This is a genomic window from Kocuria tytonis (assembly GCF_003226895.2).
GTDB classification, from domain to species: Bacteria; Actinomycetota; Actinomycetes; order Actinomycetales; family Micrococcaceae; genus Kocuria; species Kocuria tytonis.
Map to the genome: position 1 here is coordinate 595,351 of NZ_PNJG02000002.1, position 22,935 is coordinate 618,285.

Annotated in this window: 22 protein-coding genes; 17 read left to right on the forward strand and 5 right to left on the reverse strand. The window is 71.1% G+C overall.

The features are described from left to right. Positions 1-23 precede the first annotated feature (23 nt). Together C1C97_RS08600 and C1C97_RS08605 are read left to right on the forward strand one after the other, a co-directional pair. Complete coding sequence (locus C1C97_RS08600; RefSeq protein WP_121031224.1) at positions 24-1,685, forward strand: amidohydrolase; 1,662 nt, start codon at positions 24-26, stop codon at positions 1,683-1,685. 68 nt (positions 1,686-1,753) lie between these two features. Then, on the forward strand, positions 1,754-2,554 hold the full coding sequence (locus C1C97_RS08605; RefSeq protein WP_121031226.1) for an SDR family NAD(P)-dependent oxidoreductase: 801 nt from the start codon (positions 1,754-1,756) through the stop codon (positions 2,552-2,554). A 73-nt stretch (positions 2,555-2,627) separates the two neighbouring features. On the opposite strand, the gene C1C97_RS08610 is transcribed toward C1C97_RS08605, so the two are convergent. Beyond that, on the reverse strand, positions 2,628-3,068 hold the full coding sequence (locus C1C97_RS08610) for a PaaI family thioesterase (RefSeq protein ID WP_121031228.1): 441 nt from the start codon (positions 3,066-3,068) through the stop codon (positions 2,628-2,630). Between the two features lie 266 nt (positions 3,069-3,334). Between C1C97_RS08610 and C1C97_RS08615 the strand changes: the two genes are divergently transcribed. The 3 genes from C1C97_RS08615 to C1C97_RS08625 all read left to right on the forward strand — a co-directional run bounded on the left by C1C97_RS08615 (position 3,335) and on the right by C1C97_RS08625 (position 6,491). After that, positions 3,335-4,741 carry an aldehyde dehydrogenase family protein gene (locus C1C97_RS08615; protein WP_121031230.1) on the forward strand — a complete coding sequence of 469 codons (1,407 nt, stop codon included), beginning with the start codon at positions 3,335-3,337 and terminating at the stop codon, positions 4,739-4,741. 222 nt (positions 4,742-4,963) lie between these two features. After that, positions 4,964-6,046, forward strand: coding sequence for an alkene reductase (locus tag C1C97_RS08620; RefSeq protein WP_121031232.1), 1,083 nt, complete (start codon positions 4,964-4,966; stop codon positions 6,044-6,046). 238 nt (positions 6,047-6,284) lie between these two features. After that, entirely contained in the window at positions 6,285-6,491 is a 207-nt protein-coding gene (locus tag C1C97_RS08625) for a cold-shock protein (protein WP_110920121.1), read from the forward strand. A 212-nt stretch (positions 6,492-6,703) separates the two neighbouring features. On the opposite strand, the gene C1C97_RS08630 is transcribed toward C1C97_RS08625, so the two are convergent. Beyond that, positions 6,704-7,972: a GMC family oxidoreductase gene (locus C1C97_RS08630; protein WP_121031234.1), complete on the reverse strand. Its 1,269-nt coding sequence runs from the start codon at positions 7,970-7,972 to the stop codon at positions 6,704-6,706. A 392-nt stretch (positions 7,973-8,364) separates the two neighbouring features. Here C1C97_RS08630 and C1C97_RS08635 point away from each other — a divergent pair, with 392 nt between their 5' ends. The 4 genes from C1C97_RS08635 to C1C97_RS08650 all read left to right on the forward strand — a co-directional run bounded on the left by C1C97_RS08635 (position 8,365) and on the right by C1C97_RS08650 (position 15,675). Beyond that, positions 8,365-9,618 carry an MFS transporter gene (locus tag C1C97_RS08635; RefSeq protein ID WP_233542840.1) on the forward strand — a complete coding sequence of 418 codons (1,254 nt, stop codon included), beginning with the start codon at positions 8,365-8,367 and terminating at the stop codon, positions 9,616-9,618. A 65-nt stretch (positions 9,619-9,683) separates the two neighbouring features. Continuing rightward, positions 9,684-11,156: a D-serine ammonia-lyase gene (locus tag C1C97_RS08640; protein ID WP_121031238.1), complete on the forward strand. Its 1,473-nt coding sequence runs from the start codon at positions 9,684-9,686 to the stop codon at positions 11,154-11,156. Positions 11,157-11,227: 71 nt separating this feature from the next. After that, positions 11,228-11,902, forward strand: a complete 675-nt coding sequence (locus tag C1C97_RS08645; protein WP_233542841.1) for a TetR/AcrR family transcriptional regulator — start codon at positions 11,228-11,230, stop codon at positions 11,900-11,902. Positions 11,903-12,003: 101 nt separating this feature from the next. Next, positions 12,004-15,675: an MMPL family transporter gene (locus C1C97_RS08650; RefSeq protein ID WP_121031240.1), complete on the forward strand. Its 3,672-nt coding sequence runs from the start codon at positions 12,004-12,006 to the stop codon at positions 15,673-15,675. 68 nt (positions 15,676-15,743) lie between these two features. Here the strand turns inward: C1C97_RS08650 and C1C97_RS08655 are convergent, their stop codons facing one another. Then, positions 15,744-16,232: an Hsp20/alpha crystallin family protein gene (locus C1C97_RS08655; protein ID WP_199712220.1), complete on the reverse strand. Its 489-nt coding sequence runs from the start codon at positions 16,230-16,232 to the stop codon at positions 15,744-15,746. A gap of 384 nt (positions 16,233-16,616) precedes the next feature. On the opposite strand from C1C97_RS08655, the gene C1C97_RS08660 reads away from it, so the two are divergent. After that, entirely contained in the window at positions 16,617-17,036 is a 420-nt protein-coding gene (locus C1C97_RS08660) for a ChaB family protein (RefSeq protein ID WP_110920444.1), read from the forward strand. Between the two features lie 4 nt (positions 17,037-17,040). On the opposite strand, the gene C1C97_RS08665 is transcribed toward C1C97_RS08660, so the two are convergent. Further along, positions 17,041-17,520 carry a GNAT family N-acetyltransferase gene (locus C1C97_RS08665; protein ID WP_110920443.1) on the reverse strand — a complete coding sequence of 160 codons (480 nt, stop codon included), beginning with the start codon at positions 17,518-17,520 and terminating at the stop codon, positions 17,041-17,043. A 62-nt stretch (positions 17,521-17,582) separates the two neighbouring features. Here C1C97_RS08665 and C1C97_RS08670 point away from each other — a divergent pair, with 62 nt between their 5' ends. The 4 genes from C1C97_RS08670 to C1C97_RS08685 all read left to right on the forward strand — a co-directional run bounded on the left by C1C97_RS08670 (position 17,583) and on the right by C1C97_RS08685 (position 20,526). After that, a complete protein-coding gene (locus C1C97_RS08670) occupies positions 17,583-18,545 on the forward strand; it encodes a 1-phosphofructokinase family hexose kinase (protein WP_121031242.1) in 963 nt (320 codons plus the stop codon). Positions 18,546-18,599: 54 nt separating this feature from the next. Next, positions 18,600-19,466 (forward strand): 5'/3'-nucleotidase SurE, encoded by an 867-nt coding sequence (gene surE / locus C1C97_RS08675; RefSeq protein ID WP_233542842.1) that lies wholly within the window; start codon positions 18,600-18,602, stop codon positions 19,464-19,466. A 119-nt stretch (positions 19,467-19,585) separates the two neighbouring features. Beyond that, positions 19,586-19,945, forward strand: a complete 360-nt coding sequence (locus C1C97_RS08680) for a hypothetical protein (RefSeq protein ID WP_121031246.1) — start codon at positions 19,586-19,588, stop codon at positions 19,943-19,945. A 194-nt stretch (positions 19,946-20,139) separates the two neighbouring features. After that, the gene (locus C1C97_RS08685) at positions 20,140-20,526 is read left to right on the forward strand and encodes a hypothetical protein (protein ID WP_199712221.1); all 387 of its coding nucleotides are present in this window, start codon (positions 20,140-20,142) and stop codon (positions 20,524-20,526) included. On the opposite strand, the gene C1C97_RS08690 is transcribed toward C1C97_RS08685, so the two are convergent. After that, positions 20,523-21,017, reverse strand: coding sequence for an NUDIX hydrolase (locus tag C1C97_RS08690; RefSeq protein WP_121031248.1), 495 nt, complete (start codon positions 21,015-21,017; stop codon positions 20,523-20,525). The two genes, C1C97_RS08685 and C1C97_RS08690, sit on opposite strands and share 4 nt — an antisense overlap. 23 nt (positions 21,018-21,040) lie before the next feature. Here C1C97_RS08690 and C1C97_RS08695 point away from each other — a divergent pair, with 23 nt between their 5' ends. The 3 genes from C1C97_RS08695 (at position 21,041) to C1C97_RS08705 (ending at position 22,818) form a co-directional block, all read left to right on the forward strand. Continuing rightward, entirely contained in the window at positions 21,041-22,054 is a 1,014-nt protein-coding gene (locus C1C97_RS08695; RefSeq protein ID WP_121031250.1) for an NAD(P)H-dependent flavin oxidoreductase, read from the forward strand. A 75-nt stretch (positions 22,055-22,129) separates the two neighbouring features. Further along, on the forward strand, positions 22,130-22,498 hold the full coding sequence (locus C1C97_RS08700) for a DMT family transporter (protein ID WP_121031252.1): 369 nt from the start codon (positions 22,130-22,132) through the stop codon (positions 22,496-22,498). After that, positions 22,495-22,818, forward strand: coding sequence for a DMT family transporter (locus C1C97_RS08705; protein WP_110920838.1), 324 nt, complete (start codon positions 22,495-22,497; stop codon positions 22,816-22,818). Before C1C97_RS08700 ends, C1C97_RS08705 begins: the two co-directional genes overlap by 4 nt. Positions 22,819-22,935 lie beyond the last annotated feature (117 nt).

A 22,935-nucleotide genomic window follows, 5' to 3' on the forward strand; every position in this document is an offset into this window, starting at 1 on the left:
CCGGTGGAAACGAGGAATCGCACATGACAGAGCAGACCCCCCGCAGCGTCACCGTCGTGGACGCCGTGGTGCACCGCCCCACCGGCCGGTACCGCCCCGAGCCGCAGGGGGTGGTGGTCGAGGACGGCGTCATCGCCTTCGTGGGGGACTCGCACGAGGCGCAACGGCGCACGGCACCGGATGCACCCGTGGTGGACGCCCGCGGGCGGTACCTGATGCCCGGTCTCATCGAGACCCACGGCCACCCGGGGCTCTACGCCCGCCTGGCGCTGAACGCGGACTGCCGGCCGTCGGTCACGCCCCGTGCGAGCGACGTCGTCGAGGTGATCCGGGGGGCCGCGCGGGAGACCGGGGCGGGGGAGTGGGTGATCGGCTGGGGCTACGACGAGCACCGCATGGACGGGGGCGGCCCCACCCGGGCTGACCTGGACGAGGCCGCGCCCGACCACCCGGTGTACCTCAAGCGCACGTGCGCGCACATGGCGCTGGTGAACACCGCGGCACTGAGGCGCATGGGCATCACCGGGGAGACCCCGGATCCCCCGGGCGGGTGCATCGTGCGGGACGAGGGTGGCGAGCCCACCGGACTGCTGCAGGAGACGGCGATGTCCCTCGCGGACCTTCCCGTGAGCGGCCCCCGGGAGCTGCTGGACGGGATGCGCGTGGCACAGGAGGACTTCTCCGCGTGGGGTCTCACCACGGTGCACGACATGAGCACCGGGCCGCTGGAGATGGGCGCCTACCTGCGCCTGCAGGAGGCCGGGCAGCTGCACACCCGGTTCCGCCCGTGGTACTTCGCACTCAAGCTCGGGGACTTCCACGGCAGCTACGACGAGGTCATCGGCACCGGGATCCGCAGCGGGCTCGGAGACGACATGGTGCGGATCCAGGGCATGAAGTTCATCCTGGACGGCTCCGTGGGCGGCAGGACCGCCGCTGTGGCGGAGCCCTTCGAGGGATCCGACTCCCGCGGGATCCTCTACTACGACACCCCGCGGATCCTGCCGATGGCGGCCCAGGCCCTGCGCAACGGGCTGCGACTGGCCATCCACGGGATCGGGGAGCGCGCGGTGGAACAGGCCCTGGACCTCGTCGAGGGCGCGGGGCGCGAGGTGGCGTCCGAGAGCGAGGACCCGCAGGCGGCGTTCCGGGAACTGGTGAGCACGCGCCGGCACCGGGTGGAGCACTGCGCGCTGCCCACGGATGAGGACCTGCGCCGTCTTGTGGACAGCGGAGTCATCGCGGCGTCCTCCACCGCGTTCGTCCACGAGCTCGGGGACTCCTACCTCAAGAACCTCGGACAGGAGCGGATGAACCGGGCGTACCCCATGCGCACCTTCCTGGACCGGGGGATCGTGGCTCCGAGCAACTCGGACTTCCCCGTGACCACCGCGAACCCGTGGTTCGGGATCTCCGCGTGCGTCACCCGGACCTCGGTGTCCGGGCAGGTCACGGACACCGCGCAGAACATCACGGTGGCCGAGGCCCTGGATGCGTACACCGTGGAGGCCGCGAAGGCCTCGTTCGACGAGGACCGCCTGGGGCGCATCGCCGAGGGGTTCCTCGGGGACCTGGTGCTGCTGGACCGTCATCCCTTCGAGGTGGACGCCCGGGAGCTGAAGGACGTCAGCGCGGAGCTGACCGTGTGCGACGGGCGCATCGTGCACCGCACGGACGCCGCCTGAGCCACGACACCCGTGGCCCAACACGCTGTTCGTCGAGGATCCGAAATCTGAGATCGAAGGAGATCATCATGTCCGAGAATCCTGCTGTTCCCCCGATGCTGAACGCCGCATGGGTGGAGAAGGCCACCCCCGAGCGCTTCGCCGGGCAGACCGTGGTGGTGACCGGTGCGGCGTCGGGCATCGGCCGTGCCGTGGCCGTGCGCGTGGTCCAGGAGGGCGGCCGCGTGATCGCGGTGGACCTCGCGGCGGAGGGCCTGAAGAGCCTCGCCGAGGAGCTCGGCGAGAACCTGGTGCCCGTCACCGCGGACCTCACCGAGGAGGACGCCGCGCAGAAGGTCGTGGCCGCCGCCGACGGCCGGATCGACGCCCTCGTGAACAACGCCGGGATCATGGACAACTTCGCGCCCGTGCACGAGGTCACGGATGCCACGTGGCAGCGCGTGTTCGCGGTGAACGTGGAGGCCATGATGCGCCTGAGCCGCGCGGTGGTGCCGCTCATGCTCGAGGCCGGGCGCGGCAGCGTGGTGAACCTGTCCTCCGAGGCGGGGCTGCGCGGCTCCGCCGCGGGCATCGCCTACACGGCGTCCAAGCACGCGGTGATCGGCATGACCCGCAACTGCGCGTTCATGTACGCCACTTCCGGCCTCCGGTTCAACGTGGTGGCCCCCGGGGGCGTGGCCACGGGCATCCAGATCCCGAGCGACGCATCCCAGTTCGGCGGGGCCCGCCTGGCCACCGTGCAGGCGAACATGCCCGGCGTGGCGAGCGCGGCCCACCTGGCGTCCTCCATCTGCTTCCTCGCGAGCGACGACGGTGTGAACGTCAACGGCGCCGTCCTGCCCTCGGACGGCGGCTGGTCCGCGGTCTGATCCTCGCAGACGACGATCCCCGCGTCACCCTGTCCGGGTGGCGCGGGGATCGTCGTGGTTCAGGGGTGCGACGTCAGGCCTGCACCTGGGTCTTGGGCTGCGGCGGGGTGGTGCCCTGGCCGGTGAAGTAGGCGACCACGCGCCCGTCGGCCTCCAGCACGACGTCGCAGATCTGGTTCCTGCCGAAGCTCACCCGGCGCGTGGCCGTGGCGGTCACGGTCTGGCCCGTGTGCGCGGGGGCCGTGAAGGTGATCTCCGCGTTGCGGGTGACGATCGGGGCCCCGGCGGTGGCGCAGCAGTACGCGAGCGTGGTGTCCGCCAGGGTGAAGAGGTACCCGCCGTGGCAGATGCCGTGGCCGTTGGCCATGAAGTCCGAGACGGTCATGGACATGCTCACCCTGCCCTGCTCGATCTCCCCCAGGTCCATGCCCAGGTGCAGCGGGGCGGGGTCGTTGCGCAGGATCTCGTGGAGGAGCTCGCGGATGGCGTTCATGTCGGTGGGATCGGCGTACATGGGAACCCTTCGGTTGCGGTCGCGGCCGGGGCGGCGGTGCCCGGGAAGCCGCTCCCGGAGGTGGGCGGCGGCGCAGTGCTGAGAACACTGTAGGGGCAGATGCGGGCGGGAATGGCGCGGTGACAACTGCCAGGGGTGCCCCCCCTGGCGGCTGCGCGGCTCCGGGGTTCAGCCACTCAGGGAACACTCGAACGTGATCCACGGCACAATGGGAGTGGTCGCCCGAGCGCGCCCGCGCCGGTCCGTCACAGCCACGAGGAGCCACCGTGAACACCTGCCAAGACCTGCTGTCCGCCATCACCGACCCGTCCGGCCGCGAGATCCTGGACCCCGCCACCGGTGAGGTGGTCGGCCGCGCCCACGAGTCCACCACCGCGGAACTCGACGCAGCCGTGGCCTCCGCCCGCGCGGCCCAGCCGGAGTGGGCGGGGCTGGGGCACGCCAAACGCTCCGAGTACCTGCACAGGGCTGCCGACGCCGTCGAGGCGCACGCGGAGGCGCTCGCCGAGCTGCTGTCCCGCGAGCAGGGCAAGCCCGTCAAGAACGGTCCGAACGCGGTGTTCGAGGTGGGTGGCTGCGTGGGGTGGCTGCGCGCGAGCGCGGACTTCCCGCTGGAGCCCGAGGTGATCGTGGACGACGAGTCCGGCTACGCCGAGATGCACTACGTCCCCCTGGGCGTGGTGGGCGCCATCGGCCCGTGGAACTGGCCCATGATGATCACCGTGTGGCAGGTGGCGTCCTCCCTGCGCATGGGAAACACCGTGGTGGTCAAGCCCTCCGAGTACACCCCGCTGTCCGTGCTGGGTCTCGTGCACGTGCTGAACCAGGCGCTGCCCGCGGACGTGCTGCACGTGGTTCCCGGCGGCGGGGAGGTGGGCAAGGCGCTGTCCTCCCACGAGGGCGTCGACAAGATCATGTTCACCGGCTCCACCAGGACCGGCCAGGCCATCATGCGCTCCGCCGCGGACGGTCTGGCACGCCTCACCCTGGAGCTCGGCGGCAATGACGCCGGCGTGGTCCTCCCGGACGCGGACCCACAGGCTGTGGCCGGGGACCTCTTCTGGGGCGCGTTCGTCAACACCGGTCAGACGTGCGCGGCGCTCAAGCGGCTGTACGTCCACGAGGACGTCTACGACGAGGTGTGCGACGCCCTGGTGGCCGTGGCCCGGCAGATGCCCATGGGCAACGGGCGCGAGGAGCAGAACGTGCTGGGGCCGCTGCAGAACAAGCAGCAGTACGACATCGTGGCCGGGCTGGTGGAGGACGCCAAGAACGGCGGCGGGCGTGTGCTCATGGGCGGAGACCCGGAGACCGAGCAGCCCGGGTACTTCTACCCCACCACCATCATCGCGGACCTCCCGAACGACAACCCCCTGGTCACCCAGGAGCAGTTCGGTCCGGTGCTGCCCATCGTCAAGTACTCGGACGTGGAGGATGCCATCCGCATGGCCAACGGGCTGGACGTGGGACTCGGGGCGTCCGTGTGGAGTGCGGACACCGAGAGCGCCATGGCTGTGGCCCAGCGGCTCGAGGCCGGCACCGTGTGGATCAACAAGCACGGCGGCGTGGATCCCCGCATCCCCTTCGGCGGCATCAAGAAGTCCGGCTTCGGGCTGGAGTTCGGCGTGGAGGGCCTCAAGTCGGTGGCGGCCAGCAAGGTGATCTCCCGCTGACCGGTCGGGCGGGCACAGCACCTGCCCCATGTCCGCCGCGTGGCGGGCGCGGGGCCCGGTCAGGGCCCCGGGGTGTCGCGGAGTGGGGCCCGTGGTGCGCACGCACCGCGGGTCTCGAGGCGGCGTCGAGCCCCCGAAAAGCTTTCCGCGGGAATGATCCGCGCGGGCACTGTGTTCCGTTCATGACTCAGCAGTAACACGCTCACCGACGGAGGGAACCGCATGCCCACCCTGTTCGACCCCATCACCGTAGGAGCCTTCGAGCTCAAGAACCGCGTGGCCATGGCGCCGCTCACCCGGATGCGCTCGGACGAGGACGGCGTGCCCAAGGACATGAACGTGGAGTACTACGCGCAGCGCGCCTCCGCGGGTCTGGTGGTCACCGAGGGGACGTTCCCCGCTCTGACGAGCCGCGGCTTCTGGGGCCAGGCCGGTATCGAGACCACCGAGCAGGCCCTCGGATGGTCCCGCGTGGCCGAGGCCGTCCACGAGAAGGGCGGCACGGTGTTCATGCAGGTGATGAACGCCGGTCGCGTGTCCCACCCCGAGCTCACCGGCGGATCCCTGCCCGAGGCGCCGAGCGCGGTGGGTATCGACCAGTCCATCCACGTGCCCAGCGGCAAGCAGCCCGTCCCCACGCCCCGCGCGCTGGAGACCGACGAGCTGCCCCGGATCAGGCAGGAGTTCGTCGCCGCGGCCCGCCGCGCGGTGGACGCGGGGATCGACGGCGTGGAGATCCACGGCGCCAACGGCTACATCCTCCACGAGTTCCTCGCACCGTCCTCCAACCAGCGCACGGACGAGTACGGCGGTTCCCCGGAGAACCGGGCGCGCTTCGTGGTCGAGGTGGTGCGCGCCGTCGCCCAGGAGATCGGCGGCGACCGCGTGGGTCTGCGGATCTCGCCCGAGCACAACGTCCAGGGCGCGCTGGAACCCGACCACGACGACGTCCGCGCCACCTACACCGCGCTGCTCTCCGGTCTGCGCGGGCTTGGCCTGGCGTACCTGTCCGTGCTCCATAAGGACATCGACGGCGAGTTCGTCCAGGAGCTGCGCGGGCAGTTCGAGGGAGTGTTCTACCTCAACAGCGGGTTCAGCGAGTACACCGAGCTCGAGGAGTCCGAGCACATCATGGCCGCCGACCGCGCGGACGGTGTGATGGTGGGCCGCGAGCTCATCGCCAACCCGGACCTCGTGGAGCGCTGGCGCGACGGCCTGGAGCTGAACACCCCGGACCCCAAGACCTTCTACCTGGGCGGGCCCAAGGGGTACGTGGACTACCCGTTCGCCGGCGCGCGGGTCTGAGGTCCTGCAGCGCCTGTGGTGTCGCCAGCAGGGCGGGTCGGAGTCCGCTCGTTTGACTCCGGCCCGCCGGGGGCACTATGTTGAACAACAGTTGTTGAAGTTTCGTTTTGTATTTTAAGCATCACCCACCATCCAGGTGCGGCAGTTTTTCTGAAGAAACGTTCATGGCAAGCATCACAACGCCGAGCCCCTGAAATTCGGGATGCGCTCACTTTCTTGCAGAAAAGGCAGGTCTGACATGACTACTGGCACCGTCAAATGGTTCAACGCTGACAAGGGCTTCGGCTTCATCGCCCCCGAGGACGGCTCTGATGACGTCTTCGCCCACTTCTCCGGCATCAACTCCAACGGTTTCCGTTCGCTCGACGAGGGCGACAAGGTGGAGTTCGAGGTGCAGCAGGGTGATCGCGGTCTGCAGGCCACGAACATCACCGTGATCTCCTGATCATTTCTTGATCACGGGGTTCTGACCGGCAAGCAGTTGCCGGGGAGTCCGAAAATACGCCCTGCCACTGGTGGCAGGGCGTATTTTCATGTCCGGATGCTCTGGCCCCGCCCCGGGCGCCGGGGGGACAGATGCGCCGCACCGCCCTGCCCAGCGGAGCGCAGCCGCTCCGTTGCGGGATCGGCCGGCCCGGCACCGGCCGGATCACGGCCTCACTCACCCAGCAGGAACCGCGCCCCCTTCTCGCCAATCATCGCGGAGGGGGCATTCGTGTTGCCGTTGGTGATGAACGGCATCACGGAGGCGTCCACCACACGCACCCCCTCCAGGCCGCGCACCGCGAGGGTGGCGGGGTCCACCACGGCCAACTCGTCGGTGCCCATGCGGCACGTCCCCACCTGGTGGTGGTAGGTGGTGACGGTGCGGTCGATGTAGGCATCCTCCTCCGCCTCCGTGCTGACGGACGGGCCGGGGTGGACCTCGCGTGCGCCCCAGCCCTCGGCCAGCGGTGCGGCCGCCACCACCTCCCGCCCCTGTCGCAGGGACACCCGCAGGGCCTCGCGGTCCCGGGGGTCGGAGAAGATGGCGGGGTCGTACTCGGCGGGTCCGATGCCCGAGCGCATGAGGATCTTGGGGCTGTCCAGGGCTCCGGCGCACAGCACCACCTCGTCCGCCTCGATGACCTCCCCGTCCGAGCCGAGCCGAGCGGTGGGCTCGTCGGCGGAGACGCCCTCCACCTCCGCGTTGCCCCCCGCGTGCAGCTGGACGCCCGTCACCCGGCCGTCGGCCACGACGAGGCGCTCCACCACCGCGCCGGTGCGCACCTCGATGGCGCCCCGGTCCACCCACGGCTTCGCGTACGCCATGTAGGTGGTCACGCGCTTGCCGTCCCGCACGGTGAGCTGCTCCTGGGAGATGCCCTCCTGCGAGCCGGAGTTGTAGTCGGTGTTGAACGGGACGCCCACGGCGTCGGCGGCCGCGATGATCGCGTCGAAGATCGGGCTGCGCCGGTAGCCGCCCACCACGGGGACGAGCCCGTCGGCGCCGCGGGGTGCGGCGGCGTCGTCGTCCTGCGCGGGGCCGTCGTAGGCCTCGAGCGCCTCGAAGACCGGGGCGACGCCGCTCCACGCCCAGCCGTCGCAGCCCGCCGCGGCCCAGTCGTCGTAGTCCAGCGGGTTGCCGTGCACCCAGATGGCGGCGTTGAGGGCGTGAGAGCCGCCGAGGACGCGACCGCGCGGCCAGTGGATCACCCGGCCGGAGGCGTGCTGCTGCGGCACGGTGAAGTAGTCCCAGTCCTCGGGGCTGTGCCAGAGCTCACCCAGGCGGGAGAGGTGCGGGATGGCCGGGTTGGTGTCCTGGCCACCGGCCTCGATGAGCGTGACGCGGTGGCCGGCCTCGGCCATGCGGCCGGCCATGATGGACCCGGCCGTTCCCGCGCCCACGACGATGATGTGGCGGGTGTCCTGCTGCATGGATGTCATGGGTCCATTGTGTGACGAGCAACACTCTCGTGGTGGTCTCCCCGCGCAGACGTGTTGGAGATGCGTGCGGGTACGACGCCCGAGCAGGCCGGACACCGCTGTGCGGGCCGGGCGGGCGCGGGAATCACCCGCAACCGGCACTGTCCCCCCGGTCGGTGGGCAGCCGGTGCTGCGGAGCGTCCCGGTCCTTCGCCCCCGGGTACCATCAATCGTGTTGCCAGGGGATTCTCCGCGCGTGTGGTCGGGTGCGCGGGTGTTCGCCGTACCCAGGAGTACATGCCGTGAGTCCACAGTCCCCGCACCCGCCCGAGCCCCCGCGCGATTCCTGCGGGCACCCGGGGTCGACGCCGCCGGCGGCCCGACGCGCGCCCGGCCCGACGGGTGCGCCCCGCGTGTCCACGGAGCGCGACCCCGCTGCCGATGTGAGCGCGGGAGCGCCTCGCGCCGCGCTGTCCCTCCCCGCCGTGGGCGGCTGGGCCTTCCTCGTCACCGCACTGGTGGGGCGGCTGCCCGCGGCCACCGTGCAGCTGGGTCTGCTGCTCTACGTGAGCGGCGCCGGGCTGGGCATCGGGCTGGCCGGGCTGACCGTGGCGGCCGCGGGATTCGGCTCCGCGATCGGAGCGCCCTTCGTGGGGCGGCTGGTGGACCGCTTCGGGCCGCTGCCCGTGGTGCTCGGTGCCACTGCGGTGCAGCTCACCGGCATGGGGGCACTGCTGGCCGTCGTCCGCCACCACGGCCCGGCCGCCCTGATCCTCGTGTGCGCCGCCGTGATCGGCTCAGCGAATCCGCAGGTGGGGGCCATCGCGAGGGCGCGCTGGTCCGCGATCGCGCGGCGTCGTCGGCTGCCGGGGCTGGTGAGCCGGGCGCTCGGCTACGAGACCGCGTGCGACGAGGTGGGGTTCATCCTGGGGCCCGTGATCGCGGGTGCGCTGGTGGGGCTGCTCGGTCCGAATCCCGCGCTCGTGGTGCTCATGGTCTGGGTGGTGGCGGGGCAGGGTTGCTTCATCGCGTACCTGGTGAGCCGGCGCGGACTGACCGTGGAGACCCACGGCATGGACGTCACGAATGGCACCGCCGCCCGGATCCGGTGGGTGTCCGTGCTGCCGCCCATGGTGGCGTGCCTGTGCGTGGGCACGGTGTTCGGCTCCACGCAGACGGCGCTGACCGCCATCAACGCGGCGCGCGGGACCGAGGCGTACACGGGCGTCATCTACGGGTGCATGGGGGTGGGCAGCGCCCTGGCCAGCGTGCTGGTGTCCAGACTCCCGCAGCGGCTGCCGCTCTCGGTGCGTGTGGCATTCGGGGGGCTGCTGGTGTCGGTCGTGGCGCTCGTGCTCCTGGGTCTTCCCGGGCCCGTGGCGCTGGGAGTGCTGTTCGCGGTCACCGGCCTGGGGGTGGGAGCCATCCTGGTCAGTGCCTACACGCGCGGAGAGCACGCAGCACCGTCCCACCGGATCGCCAGTGTGATGACCATGCTGACCACGTGCCTGGTGCTGGGCGTCTCCTTCGGGTCCGCGCTGGGCGGCGTGCTGTCCGAGGTGCCGCAGCGGGGCTTCGTGCTCACCCTGGGCGCCGGAATGGTGGCGGTGCTGGCCGCGCTGGCCTTGCACGTCACCCGCCCCGGGGAGACCCGGCGGGTGGTGTGACGCCCCCGCGCGCCGACCCCCCCCGCGTGTGGTGGGCGTCCGCGCCGGCACGTCATGATGTCCCCATGAGTGCTGAGCGTCCCGACCCGCCCGTCCCCGCCATCCCGCCCGCTGCGGGGGAGTCCGCCCCGGCGGGCACCGCCCTCGGCTCGCTCACGGCCTCGCTCGCGGGCCGGCTCGCCCGCGAGGAACCCCTCACCTGGTGGAACCCGGGAGCCACGGACAGCGCCCGCGGGCTCGCGGACTCCGGTGTGGATCCCGCCCTCGTGGCCGACGCCGCCGCGCGCCTCGAGCGCTTCCGCCCCTGGATCTCGGCCGCGTTCCCGGACACAGCCGCCGCGGGCGGGCTCATCGAGTCGCCGGTGCAGCGTGCCGAGGAGTGGCGGGAGGTCGCCGGGATCCGCAACGGCCGGGTGCTGCTCAAGCGGGACGACATCCTGCCGGTCAGTGGTTCCGTCAAGGCCCGCGGGGGAGTCCACGAGGTGCTGCAGTACGCGGAATCCCTCGTGGTGCAGCACGGGCTGCTCCCGGATGCCCGGAGACACATGTGCCCCGGGGAATCCACGGCATCCCCGGCGGCCGCAGCCGGTGAGTCCTCCGCGCACGAAACCCCGGACTGCACGGCCTTCAGCAGCGAGCCGTTCCGTCGGCTCATGGGTGAGCACCGCGTGGTGGTGGGCTCCACCGGCAACCTGGGGCTGTCCATCGGCATCGTCTCCGCGGCCCTGGGACTGCATGCCACGGTGCACATGTCCACGCACGCGCAGCAGTGGAAGAAGGACCTGCTGCGCTCACGGGGTGTGGAGGTCGTGGAGCATGCCACGGACTACACGCGGGCCGTGGCCGCGGGCCGGGAAGCCGCGGAAGGAGACGATTCCGTGCACTTCGTGGACGACGAGCACTCCCTGAGCCTGTTCGCCGGGTACGCGGTGGCGGGCGCCCGGGTGGCCCGGCAGCTGCGTGAGCAGGACATCACGGTGGATGCTGCACATCCGCTGTACGTGTACCTGCCGTGCGGGATCGGCGGGGCTCCGGGTGGGGTGGCCTACGGGTTGAAGCGGGAGTTCGGGGACGCGGTGCACTGCGTGTTCGTGGAACCCACGCAGGCGCCGTGCATGCTCCTGGGGCTGTCCACGGGCCGGCACGACGGGATCTCGGTGGCCGAGATCGGTCTGAGCACCCGGACCGTTGCGGACGGTCTGGCCGTGGGGCGGCCCTCCGGGTTCGTGGGCCGCGCCGTGCAGGGGCTCATCGCGGGGTGCGTCACCGCCACGGACGAACAGATGCTGGCGCAGCTGAGACGGCTGTATGCCACGGAGGGCATCATCGTTGAACCCTCGGCGGCCGCGGCGCTGGAAGCCCTGAGACGGGTCGCGGGCTCCTCGGGGCGGGGAGCCCCCCGGCCGGCGGATGCCGGTGCGGGACCCGCCACCGGTACCGGGGGACGGGGCGGGGTCCCTGCCGGTGCCACCCACCTGGCATGGCTGACGGGTGGCGGCATGCTTCCCGCCCGGGTGCGGTCGGGCTACGTGCGGTGACCGAGCGGCGTCGACGGGCCGGTGAGATCATGCCCACAAGAAGGTGCACACAGTGCAATGAGTGCCGTACGATGATCCACGTGACACCTCAGTTGCTGCCCGGCTGCCGCCACCGGCCACCGGATGAACCCAAGGACAAGCGCGAGGCCATCAGGCTGCGCAACCGCAGGGCGATCATCACGGCCGCGGGGGAGCTCGCCACCGAGCGGGGCATGGACCGGGTGAGCGTCAACGATCTGGCGGCGCGGGCGGGGGTCTCGCGCCGGACCATCTTCAACCACTTCCCCTCGGCCCAGGACGCCGTCTTCGAGTACCTCTCGGAGCTGGTCGCCGGACTGATCGACCGGGTGCTGCACGAACTCCCGCAGCCCGCGGCACCTCCGGACGCCTCCCTGGGGGACGTCTACCGGCAGCTGATCGATGCCCTGCGGTCCCGCAGCCTGATCGACGAACTGCAACCGATGTTCTCCGTGGACGTCCAGGACACACCGGCGGCTTCCCTGTGGGGCTTCAGGGTGACCCGCACCGCGGTGCAGCGGCTGCACGAGGTGCTGCGGGAGCGGTTGCCGCAGTACACGCCGTTCCAGACCCACCTGGTGGCCACGACCGTCATCAACTCGCTCGCCGAGTGCCTGGACGAGTGGCTCGCCCGCACGGGTGGCGTCCTGGACGAGCAGGGGCGGCAGACGTGGGACGAGCTGCTGTCCACGGCACTGGACGTCCTGGGGTGCGGCTTCGACTCGTGACCCCGCGGCGTCGTCCTGCTCGCCGGACGCCGCCACCGGCAACCGCACCGGCCACCGCGCGGTGCACGCAACAGAACCTTCCGATTCAGTAGGAGAACTTCGTGGCACGACTTCTGTACAGGCTGGGCAAGAGCGCAGCCGCTCACGCGTGGGCGGTGATCCTGGTGTGGGTCGCCGTCCTGGCGCTGGCCGTGGGCGGGGTGGCCCTCTCGGGGGTGAACCTCAGCAACGCCATCACGATCCCGGGGACCGAGACCCAGAACCTCGCGGACCGGTTGAAGGCCGAGATGCCGGAGGCCAACCAGGGCACGGGCCGCGTGGTCTTCTACACACAGGACGGCTCCGAGTTCACGCAGGCCCAGAAGGACGGCGTCGCGGACGCCATCAAGGCCACCGAGGACGTCTCCGGTGTGGACTCCACCGTGGATCCGTTCGAACGGCAGCAGCAGCTCGACGACGGCCACCAGAAGCTCAAGGACGGGCGCGCCCAGCTCGACAAGGGTGAGCAGCAGATCGCCCAGCTCAAGAAGAGCCTCCCGCCGGGAGTCAGCGCCGATCAGGTGCTCAAGCAGCGCGGGATGGATCCTGCCCGGCTGGAGCAGCAGAAGGCGCAGCTCGAGGAGGGCGAGAAGACCTACGACCGCATGGGCGACTACCGCGTGGTCTCCAAGGACGACAACTCCGCGATCAGCGTGGTCAACTTCACCGACGAGCAGAACGCCGTGGAGGCCGAGACCAAGAACGCGGTGATGGACGCCGTGCGGAGCCACCCCGTGGACGGTGTGAGCGCCGAGTTCTCCCAGGAGATCGCGCAGGACGTGTCCTCGCTCGTGGGCCCCGCGGAGATCGTGGGCGTCATCACGGCGGCGCTGGTGCTGCTCATCATGCTGCGCGCGCTGGTCCCGGCCTTCCTGCCGGTGCTGACCGCACTGCTGGGGGTGGCGATCGCGGCATGCACCACCCTGGCCTTCTCCGGTGTCATCGACATGATGTCGGTGACCCCCATGCTCGGCGTCATGCTGGGCCTGGCCGTGGGCATCGACTACTCCCTGTTCGTGCTCAACCGCCACCGGCAGCAGCTGCGCCAGGGCATGTCCGTGCGGGAATCCATCGGGATGGCCGCGGGAACCTCGGGAACCGCGGTGTTCTTCGCGGCCCTCACGGTGATCGTGGCCCTGGTGGCCCTCAACGTCAGCGGGGTGCCGTTCCTGGGCCTGATGGGAACGGCCGGCGGTCTGGCCGTGGCCGTGGCGCTGCTCATGACCCTGACCCTGACGCCCGCGCTGCTCTCGCTGGCCGGCAAGCGCGTCCTGCCCAAGAAGGTGCGCAACGCCGCACCCCGGGAGGACCACATCGATCCCCACGACGTCCCGCTGCACCTGCGTCACCCGTGGATCACGGCCCTGGCATCCGTGGCCGTGCTGGTCGTGCTGGCGCTGCCGGCCCAGAGCATGCGCCTGGGTCTGCCGGACTCCTCCACGGAAGCGCGGGACAGCACCCAGTACAAGGCATACCAGCGCATCGCCCACGACTTCGGTGCGGGCGAGAACGGCCCCATCGCCGTGGTGGTGGACCTGCCGGAGGGTCTGGACAAGGCGCAGGCCAAGGACACGATGGACGAGGTGGCGGACCGCCTCGCGGACCAGGAGGACGTGGCCAACGTCCTGCAGGGCAACACCACCGACGACCGCACCACGGGCGTCATCCAGGTGATCCCGAAGTCCGGTCCCGCGGAGGCTGCCACCGAGCAGCTCGTGGGCGACATCCGGGGCCTGAACGAGGATCTCAAGACGGACGAGGACGTCCACGTGGGCGTGGCCGGCACCACCGCCGCGAACATCGACGTCTCCCAGCTGCTCGGGGAGAAGCTGCCCCTGTACCTGGGCGTCGTGCTGATCATCTCGCTGCTGCTGCTGCTCATGGTCTTCCGCTCCATCCTGGTCCCGGTGATCGCCACGGTGGGCTTCCTGCTCTCCGTCCTGGCGTCCTTCGGTGCCGTGGTGGCGGTGTACCAGTGGGGTTGGGGTGGTGCACTGTTCGGCGTGCACGATCCCGGGCCCATCCTGAGCTTCCTGCCCACGCTCATGGTCGGGATCCTGTTCGGCCTCGCCATGGACTACCAGCTGTTCCTGGTGTCCGGGATGCGCGAGGCGTACGTGCACGGGCACCCCGCACGGCAGGCCGTGGTGTACGGCTTCAAGGCGGGCCGGTCCGTGGTCACGGCCGCGGCGATCATCATGATCTCCGTGTTCGCCGGGTTCATCTTCGCGGACCTCGCAATGATCCGACCCATCGGCTTCGCGCTCGCCGGCGGTGTGCTCCTGGACGCCTTCGTGGTCCGCATGCTCCTGATCCCCGCGGTCATGCGGCTGCTGGGTGAGAAGGCCTGGTGGATCCCCCGCTGGCTGGACAGGATCCTGCCGCACGTGGACGTCGAGGGCGAGTCCCTGGCCCGCGAGCGCGCCGGATCCGCCGGTGCCGTCGCGGACTCCCCGGAGGACGACGACGCCGCTCGCCGGGCCCGCCGCGCCGGTCGCCACCGCGCGGACTCCGGCCGCCGCAGGTCCGTGTCGGGCCGCCATTCCGGCACGGCGGCGCTCGCGGCCGCGGGTGCAACTGCGGCGGGTGCCACGGCTGCTGCCCGTCCGGAGGGTGGGACCGGGACCCGCGAGACCCCCGAGTCCGAGGACCGTCACGGGGACCGGGTCGCCGCGGACCACCCGGCGCACGCGGAGCACCGCGCGGCGTCGGAGCACCGGCGGGAGACCGGGGACGCCGAGCACGCGGAACGCGTGGCGCGGCGCCACGGACGGCATGCCGCGGACACCGAGGCCCGCGTGCGGCGCCACCGGGAGGCCGAGGTCACCGCGGAGGTGGTCGTCGAGACCGCGGACCGCCGCCTGCGGCTGACGAACGAGGCGCTGCGGGCCATGCCCAACGTGATGGAGTCGGAGTCCAAGCTGCTCTCGTCCCTGGCCGCCGGCCGGGAGGAGGCAGCCCCCCACAAGTCCATGCACGAACGCGTGTTCTTCGAGAAGGTCATGGTGGCGGGACGCCCGGTCGTCATCGCCCGTCCCAAGAGGGCGCTGGAGCGGATGGACGCCCCTGTGGTCATCCACTGGCACGGCGGGGCGTACGTGCATCCCATGACCGTGGTGCACTGGCGCTGGATCGACGCGCTGATCCAGCGCACCGGGGCCACCGTGGTGGTGCCGGGATACGGGCTCGCCCCCGACCACACGGTGGACGAGGCCCTGCAGCTCGCCGACGGCGTGTGGGACCTGGTGCGGGGCATGGCCTCGCGGATCTTCCTCTCGGGGGACTCCGCGGGTGGCGGTCTGGCCCTGGCCCAGGCAATGCGGCTGCGGGACGCGGACGCGTCCGACGTGGCCGGGTTGATCCTCATCTCCCCGTGGGTGGATGCCACCGTGAGCAACCCGCAGATCGAGGCGTACCGGGATGTGGACCACATGCTGGACACGGAAGGTCCGCGTGCCGCGGGCCGCTGGTGGGCCGGCGCCCGCGCCGTGACCGACCCCGTGGTGAGCCCCGCGTTCGGGGACGTGCGCGGACTCCCCCGCACGTTCGTGCTGCAGGGTGACCGGGACATGCTCTACCCGGACACCATGGAGTTCGTGGCAGAACTGATGCGCGCCCACGTGGACGTGACCACCGTGGTGTGCGAGGGCGGCCCGCACGTGTACGCGCTCATGGTGTGGTCCGCTCGCGTCACCGAGGACCTGGACCGTGTGGTGCGCTGGATGGATCGCTGACCCGCACCTCGGAGAAGACGAGTGGGCCCGCAGGAGATCTCCTGCGGGCCCACTCGTGTGTCAGGGGGTCAGTTCTCGGAGGCCTCGGTGGTCGCCCCCTCCTCCTGGCCGGACCGCTCGTCCTTCTGGCCGTGCTCCAGCACCACGTTGTCCTGGTTCTGGCCCGTGGCCACCTGGATCTTGCGCGGCTGGGACTTGGGGGACACGGGGATGGTCACGGTCAGCACGCCGTTGTCGTACGCGGCGGTGATCTTCTCGGTGTCGATGCCCTGGCCCAGGTTCAGCTGGCGCACGAAGGAGTGGTTGCGGCGTTCGCGCACGATCCACTTGGTGTCCTTCTCCGCGGAGGGCAGGCGGCGCTGCGCCCGGATGGTCAGCAGCTGGCCGTCCACGTCCACGTCCACGCTGGTGGGGTCGATGCCCGGCAGGTCCGCCGCGAGGTAGTAGTTGGAGCCCCGGCGGAACAGGTCCATGGGCATCTGCTCCAGGCCGTTGCGGGTGGAGAGAACCTGGTTGGCGAAGTTCTGGACCTCGGAGAACGGATCGAAAGTAGCCATGACAGTCATTCCTTCCATGTGCGTGACCTCCGTGGTGCGCCCGGCCGCTCATGTCCTGACCGCGGACGCGGCGTCATCACGTTTCTTGAGTCACTCTGACTCAACTGCTTGAAATATAGCACCAGTCCCCGTCAAGTGCCAGAGGTGGAAGCACTTAAATTGAGCGGGTTCCGCTCAAGGCGCACGCTGGGGCCGGGCAGATCCGGGCGGCGGTGCAGATCGGGCCCGCGCGAGGGGAACGGACCCCCAACGAAGCTCGGCGCGGCGCCGGCTGATGAGGCCGGGCCCGCATGAGGGGAACGGGCCTGAGAGGGTGGGCGGGCGGCGTCGTCGTTCGTAGGATGGGGTCGTCGGAGCCATTCCGGAACGTGTGAGGAGAACCCCGTGCCCAAGGCGAAGAAGAACGGAGACGCGCGGCAGGACGAGATCCCGGCCACGCTGCAGCGCTCGGACGAGAAGGCGCAGGACACGTTCGCGCAGACCTGGGACTCCGCGCAGGACGAGTACCACGACGACGCCCGCGCGGCCCGCACCGCCTGGGCCGCCGTGAAGCACACCCACGAGAAGGTGGGGGACCACTGGGAGCCCAAGGCGGAGAACGGCCCCTCGGACGCCAGCGCGGAGAAGGGTGGGCTGAACGCCGAGGACACCGCCGGCGGGGTGGATGCGAACGCCTCCAAGGAGCACCTGTACGAGCTCGCCCAGAAACTGGGGATCGAAGGGCGCTCGAACATGACCAAGGACGAACTGGTGGAGGCCGTGGACAGGGCCAACCGCAGGAAGACCCGCGAGGCGCGGGACTGACCGCTCAGAGCTCCCGCGCCAGGAACACCGACGCCGTGGTGGTCTCGTGGAAGGGGTCCACGGGTTCGTAGCCGCGGTTGCGGAACATCGCGATGCCCTCGGTCATCTCCGGGTTGAGGGACACCACCGCGGTGGTGGCACCGAACGCGCGCACCTTGTTCTCCAGCGCCCGCACGAGGGTTCGGGCGTGGCCCCTGCCGCGGTGCTCGGGGGTGACCCAGATCCGGCGCAGCTCCACGCGCTCGTCGTCCAGCCTGCGCACCGCTCCGCACGCGATCACTGCCCCGGTGACGAGGTCCGTCATGAGGAGGAAGTCCCCCTGCGGCGGGGTGACGTCCTCCGGGCCGGAGACCTCGGTGAGTTCGGGGTCGAAGCCGCCGTCGATCCGGTGGTCGAGCTCGCCGAAGTATGCGCTCAGCGCCTGCAGCGTATGCTCGCTGGCGGCCTGACCCTCCACGATGCGAACCGGTGCGGTGGAATTCATCCCACCATGGTGGCACCTCGGGGTGGTGTCCACCAGAGTCCCGTGTGCTGTAGCTTTCGTGGATGACCGAGACACGATCCCCCGCGAAGCCGCGGATCTCCGTGCTGGTGCCCACGCCGCTGCTGGTCACGGAGATCACGGAGCCGGCGGCGAACCGCAACCGCAGCCCCCACGAGTCGGACGTGCACATGCACCCCGGTGGCCAGGGACTGTGGGTGGCGCGCATGGCCGGTTCCCTGGGGGCGGACGTGTCGGTGAACGGGCCCTTCGGTGGTGAGCTGGGCGCCCTGATCCGTTCCATGCTGGACGGGCTCGGGATGCAGGTCAACGCGGTGCGCTACGGCTACGGCAACGGCGGCTACGTCTACGACCTGCGCGGTGCGGACCGGGAGACCGTGGCCCACATGCCGCCGCCGGAGCTCTCCCGCCACGAGCTCGACGACCTCTACGGCACCGCGTTCGTGGACGCCCTGGCCTCGGACGTCCTCACGGTCACGGGCGCGGAGCCCGGGGACGTGCTGCCGGCGTCGTTCTTCGGGCGCCTCATCCGGGACACCCGGGACGCCGGGACCACCGTGGTCGCGGACCTCAGCGGCGCGCCCGCACTGGCCGCGGTGGACGCGCGGGTGGACGTGCTGAAGATCAGTCACGAGGAGGTGCGGGACCTGGACCTCGGCTCGGACGGCACCCCCGAGTCCCTGGTGGACGCGGGCCGCGCGCTCGTGGAACGGGGTGCGGGCGCCGTCGTGCTGTCCCGCGCGAAGGACCCGGCGCTGCTCGTGGAGAGGGGCGCCGTGCGGGAGGTCTCGGCGCCGTCCATCACCCCGCTGGACCACCGCGGGGCGGGGGACTCCATGACCGCGGGGATCTCCGTGGGCCTGGCGCGCGGGCTGGACCTGGTGGACGCCGTAGCCCTGGGCGCCTCCGCCGGTGCGCTGAACGTGGCCCGCCGCGGGCTGGGAACCGGCAACCGCACGACCATCGAGAAGTTCGCCCGCCAGATCACGGTGCGCACCCTCTCCTGACGGGACCCGCAGCGCACGATTCCACCCTGGTTCGCGTGCGGGCAGCGTGCCACCATGGACCCCATGCACATCCTGGTCACCAATGACGACGGCATCTCGTCCCCGGGACTGGCGGTTCTCGCGCGCGCCGCACTGGACCGCGGGCACAGTGTCATGGTGGCCGCACCGGCCGAGGAGTACTCGGGTGCCAGCTCGTCCCTCTCCGGCGAGGAGATCGACGGGCGGGTCGCCCTGGTCCCCGCCACCCCGCCGCGGATGCCCGAGGGTGTGGAGTGCGTGGGTGTGAAGGCCGCGCCCGCGCTCATCGCGTTCCTCGCCTCCTACGGCGCGTTCGGGCAGCGCCCCGACATGGTGCTCTCGGGCGTGAACCTGGGGGCGAACACGGGCAAGGCCACCCTGCACTCCGGCACCGTGGGCGCGGTGCTCACGGGTGCGTCCCACGGCATCCCGGGGATCGCGGTGTCCATCACGTCCGGCGCGCCCCAGCACTGGGAGACGGCGCTGCTGGTCACGCGCTACGCGCTCGCTCGCTGGGAGGACCGGGCCTTCGACGAGTGGATCCTGAACCTCAACGTCCCGGACGTGGCCCCCGAACGCCTGCGCGGTCTCAAGCCCGCGCGGCTGGCCGGGTTCGGCGCGGTCCAGGCGCAGATCGGGCGCGGGGACGAGAAGCACATCGCCGTGACCTACAGCGCGGAGACCGGCCCCGAGGAACCGGACAGCGACCACTTCCTCCTCACCCACGGCTGGGCCACCGCCACCCTGCTGCGCGCCCCCGTGGACGACCCCCACCAGGACCTGCGCACCATCACCCCGGACGCACTGGGCATCACGGACCCGTCAGCGAAGGACGACGCCACCCCGGCCGCCCCCGCGGGGGAGGTCACCGTGGACGCCGCCACGGTCATGCGCCGCACGTGAACCGGGCACCCGGGCCCCGAAGAGTGGTCGCTGGACCATTGTGAGGCCGCCCGAGGGGTTGAGACCGTGGTTTCCCGGGAGAGTCCCGGTGCGACGACCGCTGGACACGAGGTGCTGACATGTTCACCCCCGATTTCTCGGAACCCGACACCGCCACCACGACCGCCCTCCGTTCGGAGACCTGGAACCGTCACCGGAACACCCCACCGGCGGGCGACCGGGATGCCGAGGTCCAGAAGGCGGATTCCTGGTATCCGCACACCGTGGAGCGCGCCATTGTTCTGTGGGGTGCCTACGTTCTTCTCTCGGTGGGTGTCGTGGCTCTTGCTGCGCTGTTCGTCATGGGCCGGGGCCTGGACTGGGACGACTTCTTCATTCCTGCCGGGGTGGTCACCTCGTCCCTGGTGTGCCAGTACCTGTGCCGCGGCGTGAGGGTCCAGGTCCTGGAGAACCAGCAACGGATCCCCAGCGGGTCCTGACGGCGCGTCACCGGCTGGGTGGCGCCGGTGGCGGGGTTGCCGTGGCCTCAAGGACGCGTCCTGTCCTGGACCGACGTCCGGCCGGCACTCCCGAGGAATCTGGGCGTTCGGTCATTGCCCTGGCGCGGTCCGCGCTGCCACGGTGGAAGACCGGGAGATTCCCGGTGCAGCTCTGACGGATGCGAGGTATGGACATGTCCTCTTCACAGGCGTACCGATCCACGAGTGATCCGGACGGCGTGGGCCATCCGGCGACCGGTAACAGGAACGGGCAGTCGGAGCGTGCGGCAGAACGGCGGCGGGAAATCCTCCGCGCTGATCCGTACTACCCCCACACCGTGTGGCGGGCGGTTGTGGCGTGGCTGGGTTACTTCTTCATCTTCCTGGGGTTCGCAGCTTTCATCATCCTTCTCGTTCCGGACCGCGAGTTCGGGTGGTACTACGTGGTGTACACCGCCGTGTTCGCCACGGGCGGCACGGGCATGCTGTTCCTGAACCGCAGGGCCCGCGTACGAATGCTGGAGAACACGGGCCAGATACCGCGCGAGGGTGATGCCCCGGGGGAGAGCTTCCGGGGCTAGGGCCCCATCCCCCGCACCGCCGGCAGCGCGTACCACCGGGCCAGCGGCGCCAGATCCTCCACGTTCTCCACGCCGTCCAGCGGTTGCCAGCGCAGCTCCTCGATCTCCGCGGCCGGTACTGGAGTCTGCGTCAGCGGAACCGTGCTCACGAACACGTGACTGTGCAGCCCGTGCCCGGGCTCGTTGGCGGCCTCCGTGTGCCACTCGCCCACGGGCACCAGGTCGTCCGGGGACAGCTCGATCCCCAGTTCCTCGCGCACCTCACGGATGCCGGTCTCCAGTTCCGACTCTCCCGCTTCGGGCTTGCCTCCCGGGAACATGAACATGCCCGTTCCCCGCTTGCGCACCGTCAGCACGTGGCCGTCCGCGGCGCGGCGCAGCACCACGCCGGTGACCTTGATGACGGGGCGGGCGGCGGCGTCGTCCGGTGCCGAGCGGGAGGGTGAGGGAGACGGAACGGGGGCGGGGCGAGCATCATGGGATTCGGACACGCCTGCCAGTGTAAGGAGAACCCATGACCAACCCCCTGACCACCCTGCCCGTGCCGGTGGTGCAGGCGCCCATGGCGGGCGGACCGTCCACCCCGGCGCTCGCCGTGGCCGTGGCGCGCGCCGGCGGGCTGGGCATGCTCGCCGCGGGGTACAAGACCGCGCGGGCCATGGCGGACGAGATCCGAGAGGTCGCAGGGCACACGGACCGTTTCGGCGTGAATCTGTTCGTTCCCGAGAGGGACCCGTCGGACCCCGCGGCGCTCGCCGCCTACGCCCGCGCCCTGGCACCGGCGGCCGCCGAGCTGGGCGTGCCCGCCCCGGAGCCGGGGGAGTACGTGGACGACGAGTACCCGGCAAAACTCGACCACCTCACGGCCCACCCCGTGCCACTCGTCTCGTTCACGTTCGGGCTGCCCACCGCCGCCGACGTCGCCCGGCTGCGGGAGGCGGGCAGCGCCGTCGTGCTCAATGCGACCGACGAGCGTGAGGTGGAGGCGGCTGCTCGGCTGCACCCGGACGCGATCGTGGTGCAGGGCTCCGAGGCCGGCGGGCACCGCGCAACCCACGGTCAGGCCGCCGAACCGCAGGACGTCACCACGGCGGACCTGCTGAGCGCGGCCCGCGAGCTCACGGACATCCCTCTCGTCGCGGCGGGAGGCGTGGCGGGGCGCGGCGCCGCCGCGGACCTCCGCGCGCGCGGCGCCGCGGCCGTGCAGGTGGGAACGCTGTTCCTCGCCGCGGCGGAGGCCGGAACCAAACCGGCACACCGGGGGGCGCTGCTGAGCGGCGAGCACGAGGGGACCGTGGTCACGCGGGCGTTCTCGGGGCGCCCGGCCCGCGCCCTGCGCAACCGGTTCACGGAGCGGATGGCGGGCGAGCAGGTGGCCGGCTACCCGCAGGTGCACTACATGACCGCGCCGCTGCGGGCGGCCTCCGTGGACGACGCCGCCGGGCTCAACCTGTGGGCCGGCACCGGTTTCGCGGCGTGCCGGGACACGACCGCCGCGGATGTGGTGGAGTTGTTCCGCGGGCTGTGACCTGGGTGCCATGCCCATCCCTTGCACCCCACGCGGGAGACCGCGCCACGTCGTGATGAGGAGAACCCCCACCCCATGCAGAAATGGCTGTTCCTGATGGCCGCCATCACCTCGGAGGTGACCGGTTCCCTCGCGTTGAAGGCAGCCGTGGCGATCCCCGTGTTCTACGCACTGGTGGTGGCCGGCTACGCCGGATCGTTCCTGGGGCTGTTCGCGTCCCTGCGCCACGGCATGACCCTGGGTGTGGGGTATGGAATCTGGGGCGCCACAGGGGTGGCCGCCACCGCCGTGATGTCCTTCCTCATCTTCGGGGAGCCCATCACACCGGTCATGGGGGCGGGGCTGGTGCTGGTCATGGCCGGTGTGCTGCTCGTGGAACTCGGCTCCCAGGCGGCGCAGAAGCGCTCCCGGGCCGCGGCGGAGAGCGCGGGGGCGGCACGGTGACCGCCGTCAGCTACGTCCTGCTCGCCGTCGCCATCGTCTGCGAGGTGGGCGGAACGGTGGCCCTGCGCATGGTGAGCGCGGGCAGCAGGCTCTGGTGGTTCGGCGTGGCCGCGGGCTACCTGGTGGCGTTCACCCTGCTCGGGGTGGTGCTCGCGCAGGGCATGGCCCTCGGTGTGGCCTACGGGATCTGGGCCGCCACGGGCGTGGCGCTGACCGCCCTGATCAGCCGGGTGTTCTTCAAGGAGCCCCTCACCTGGGTCATGGCCCTGGGTCTCGCGCTGATCGTGGGCGGCGTGCTGCTCATCGAAACGGGCGCCTGAGCCACTCCCGCGGAAGCGGGCGACGCCGCCGCACCGCTGCTCCCTGACACGCCCCCTGACATGAAGAACCCGCCGCGCACTCCCCCAAGAGGTGCGCGGCGGGCCGTCCTGTGACTC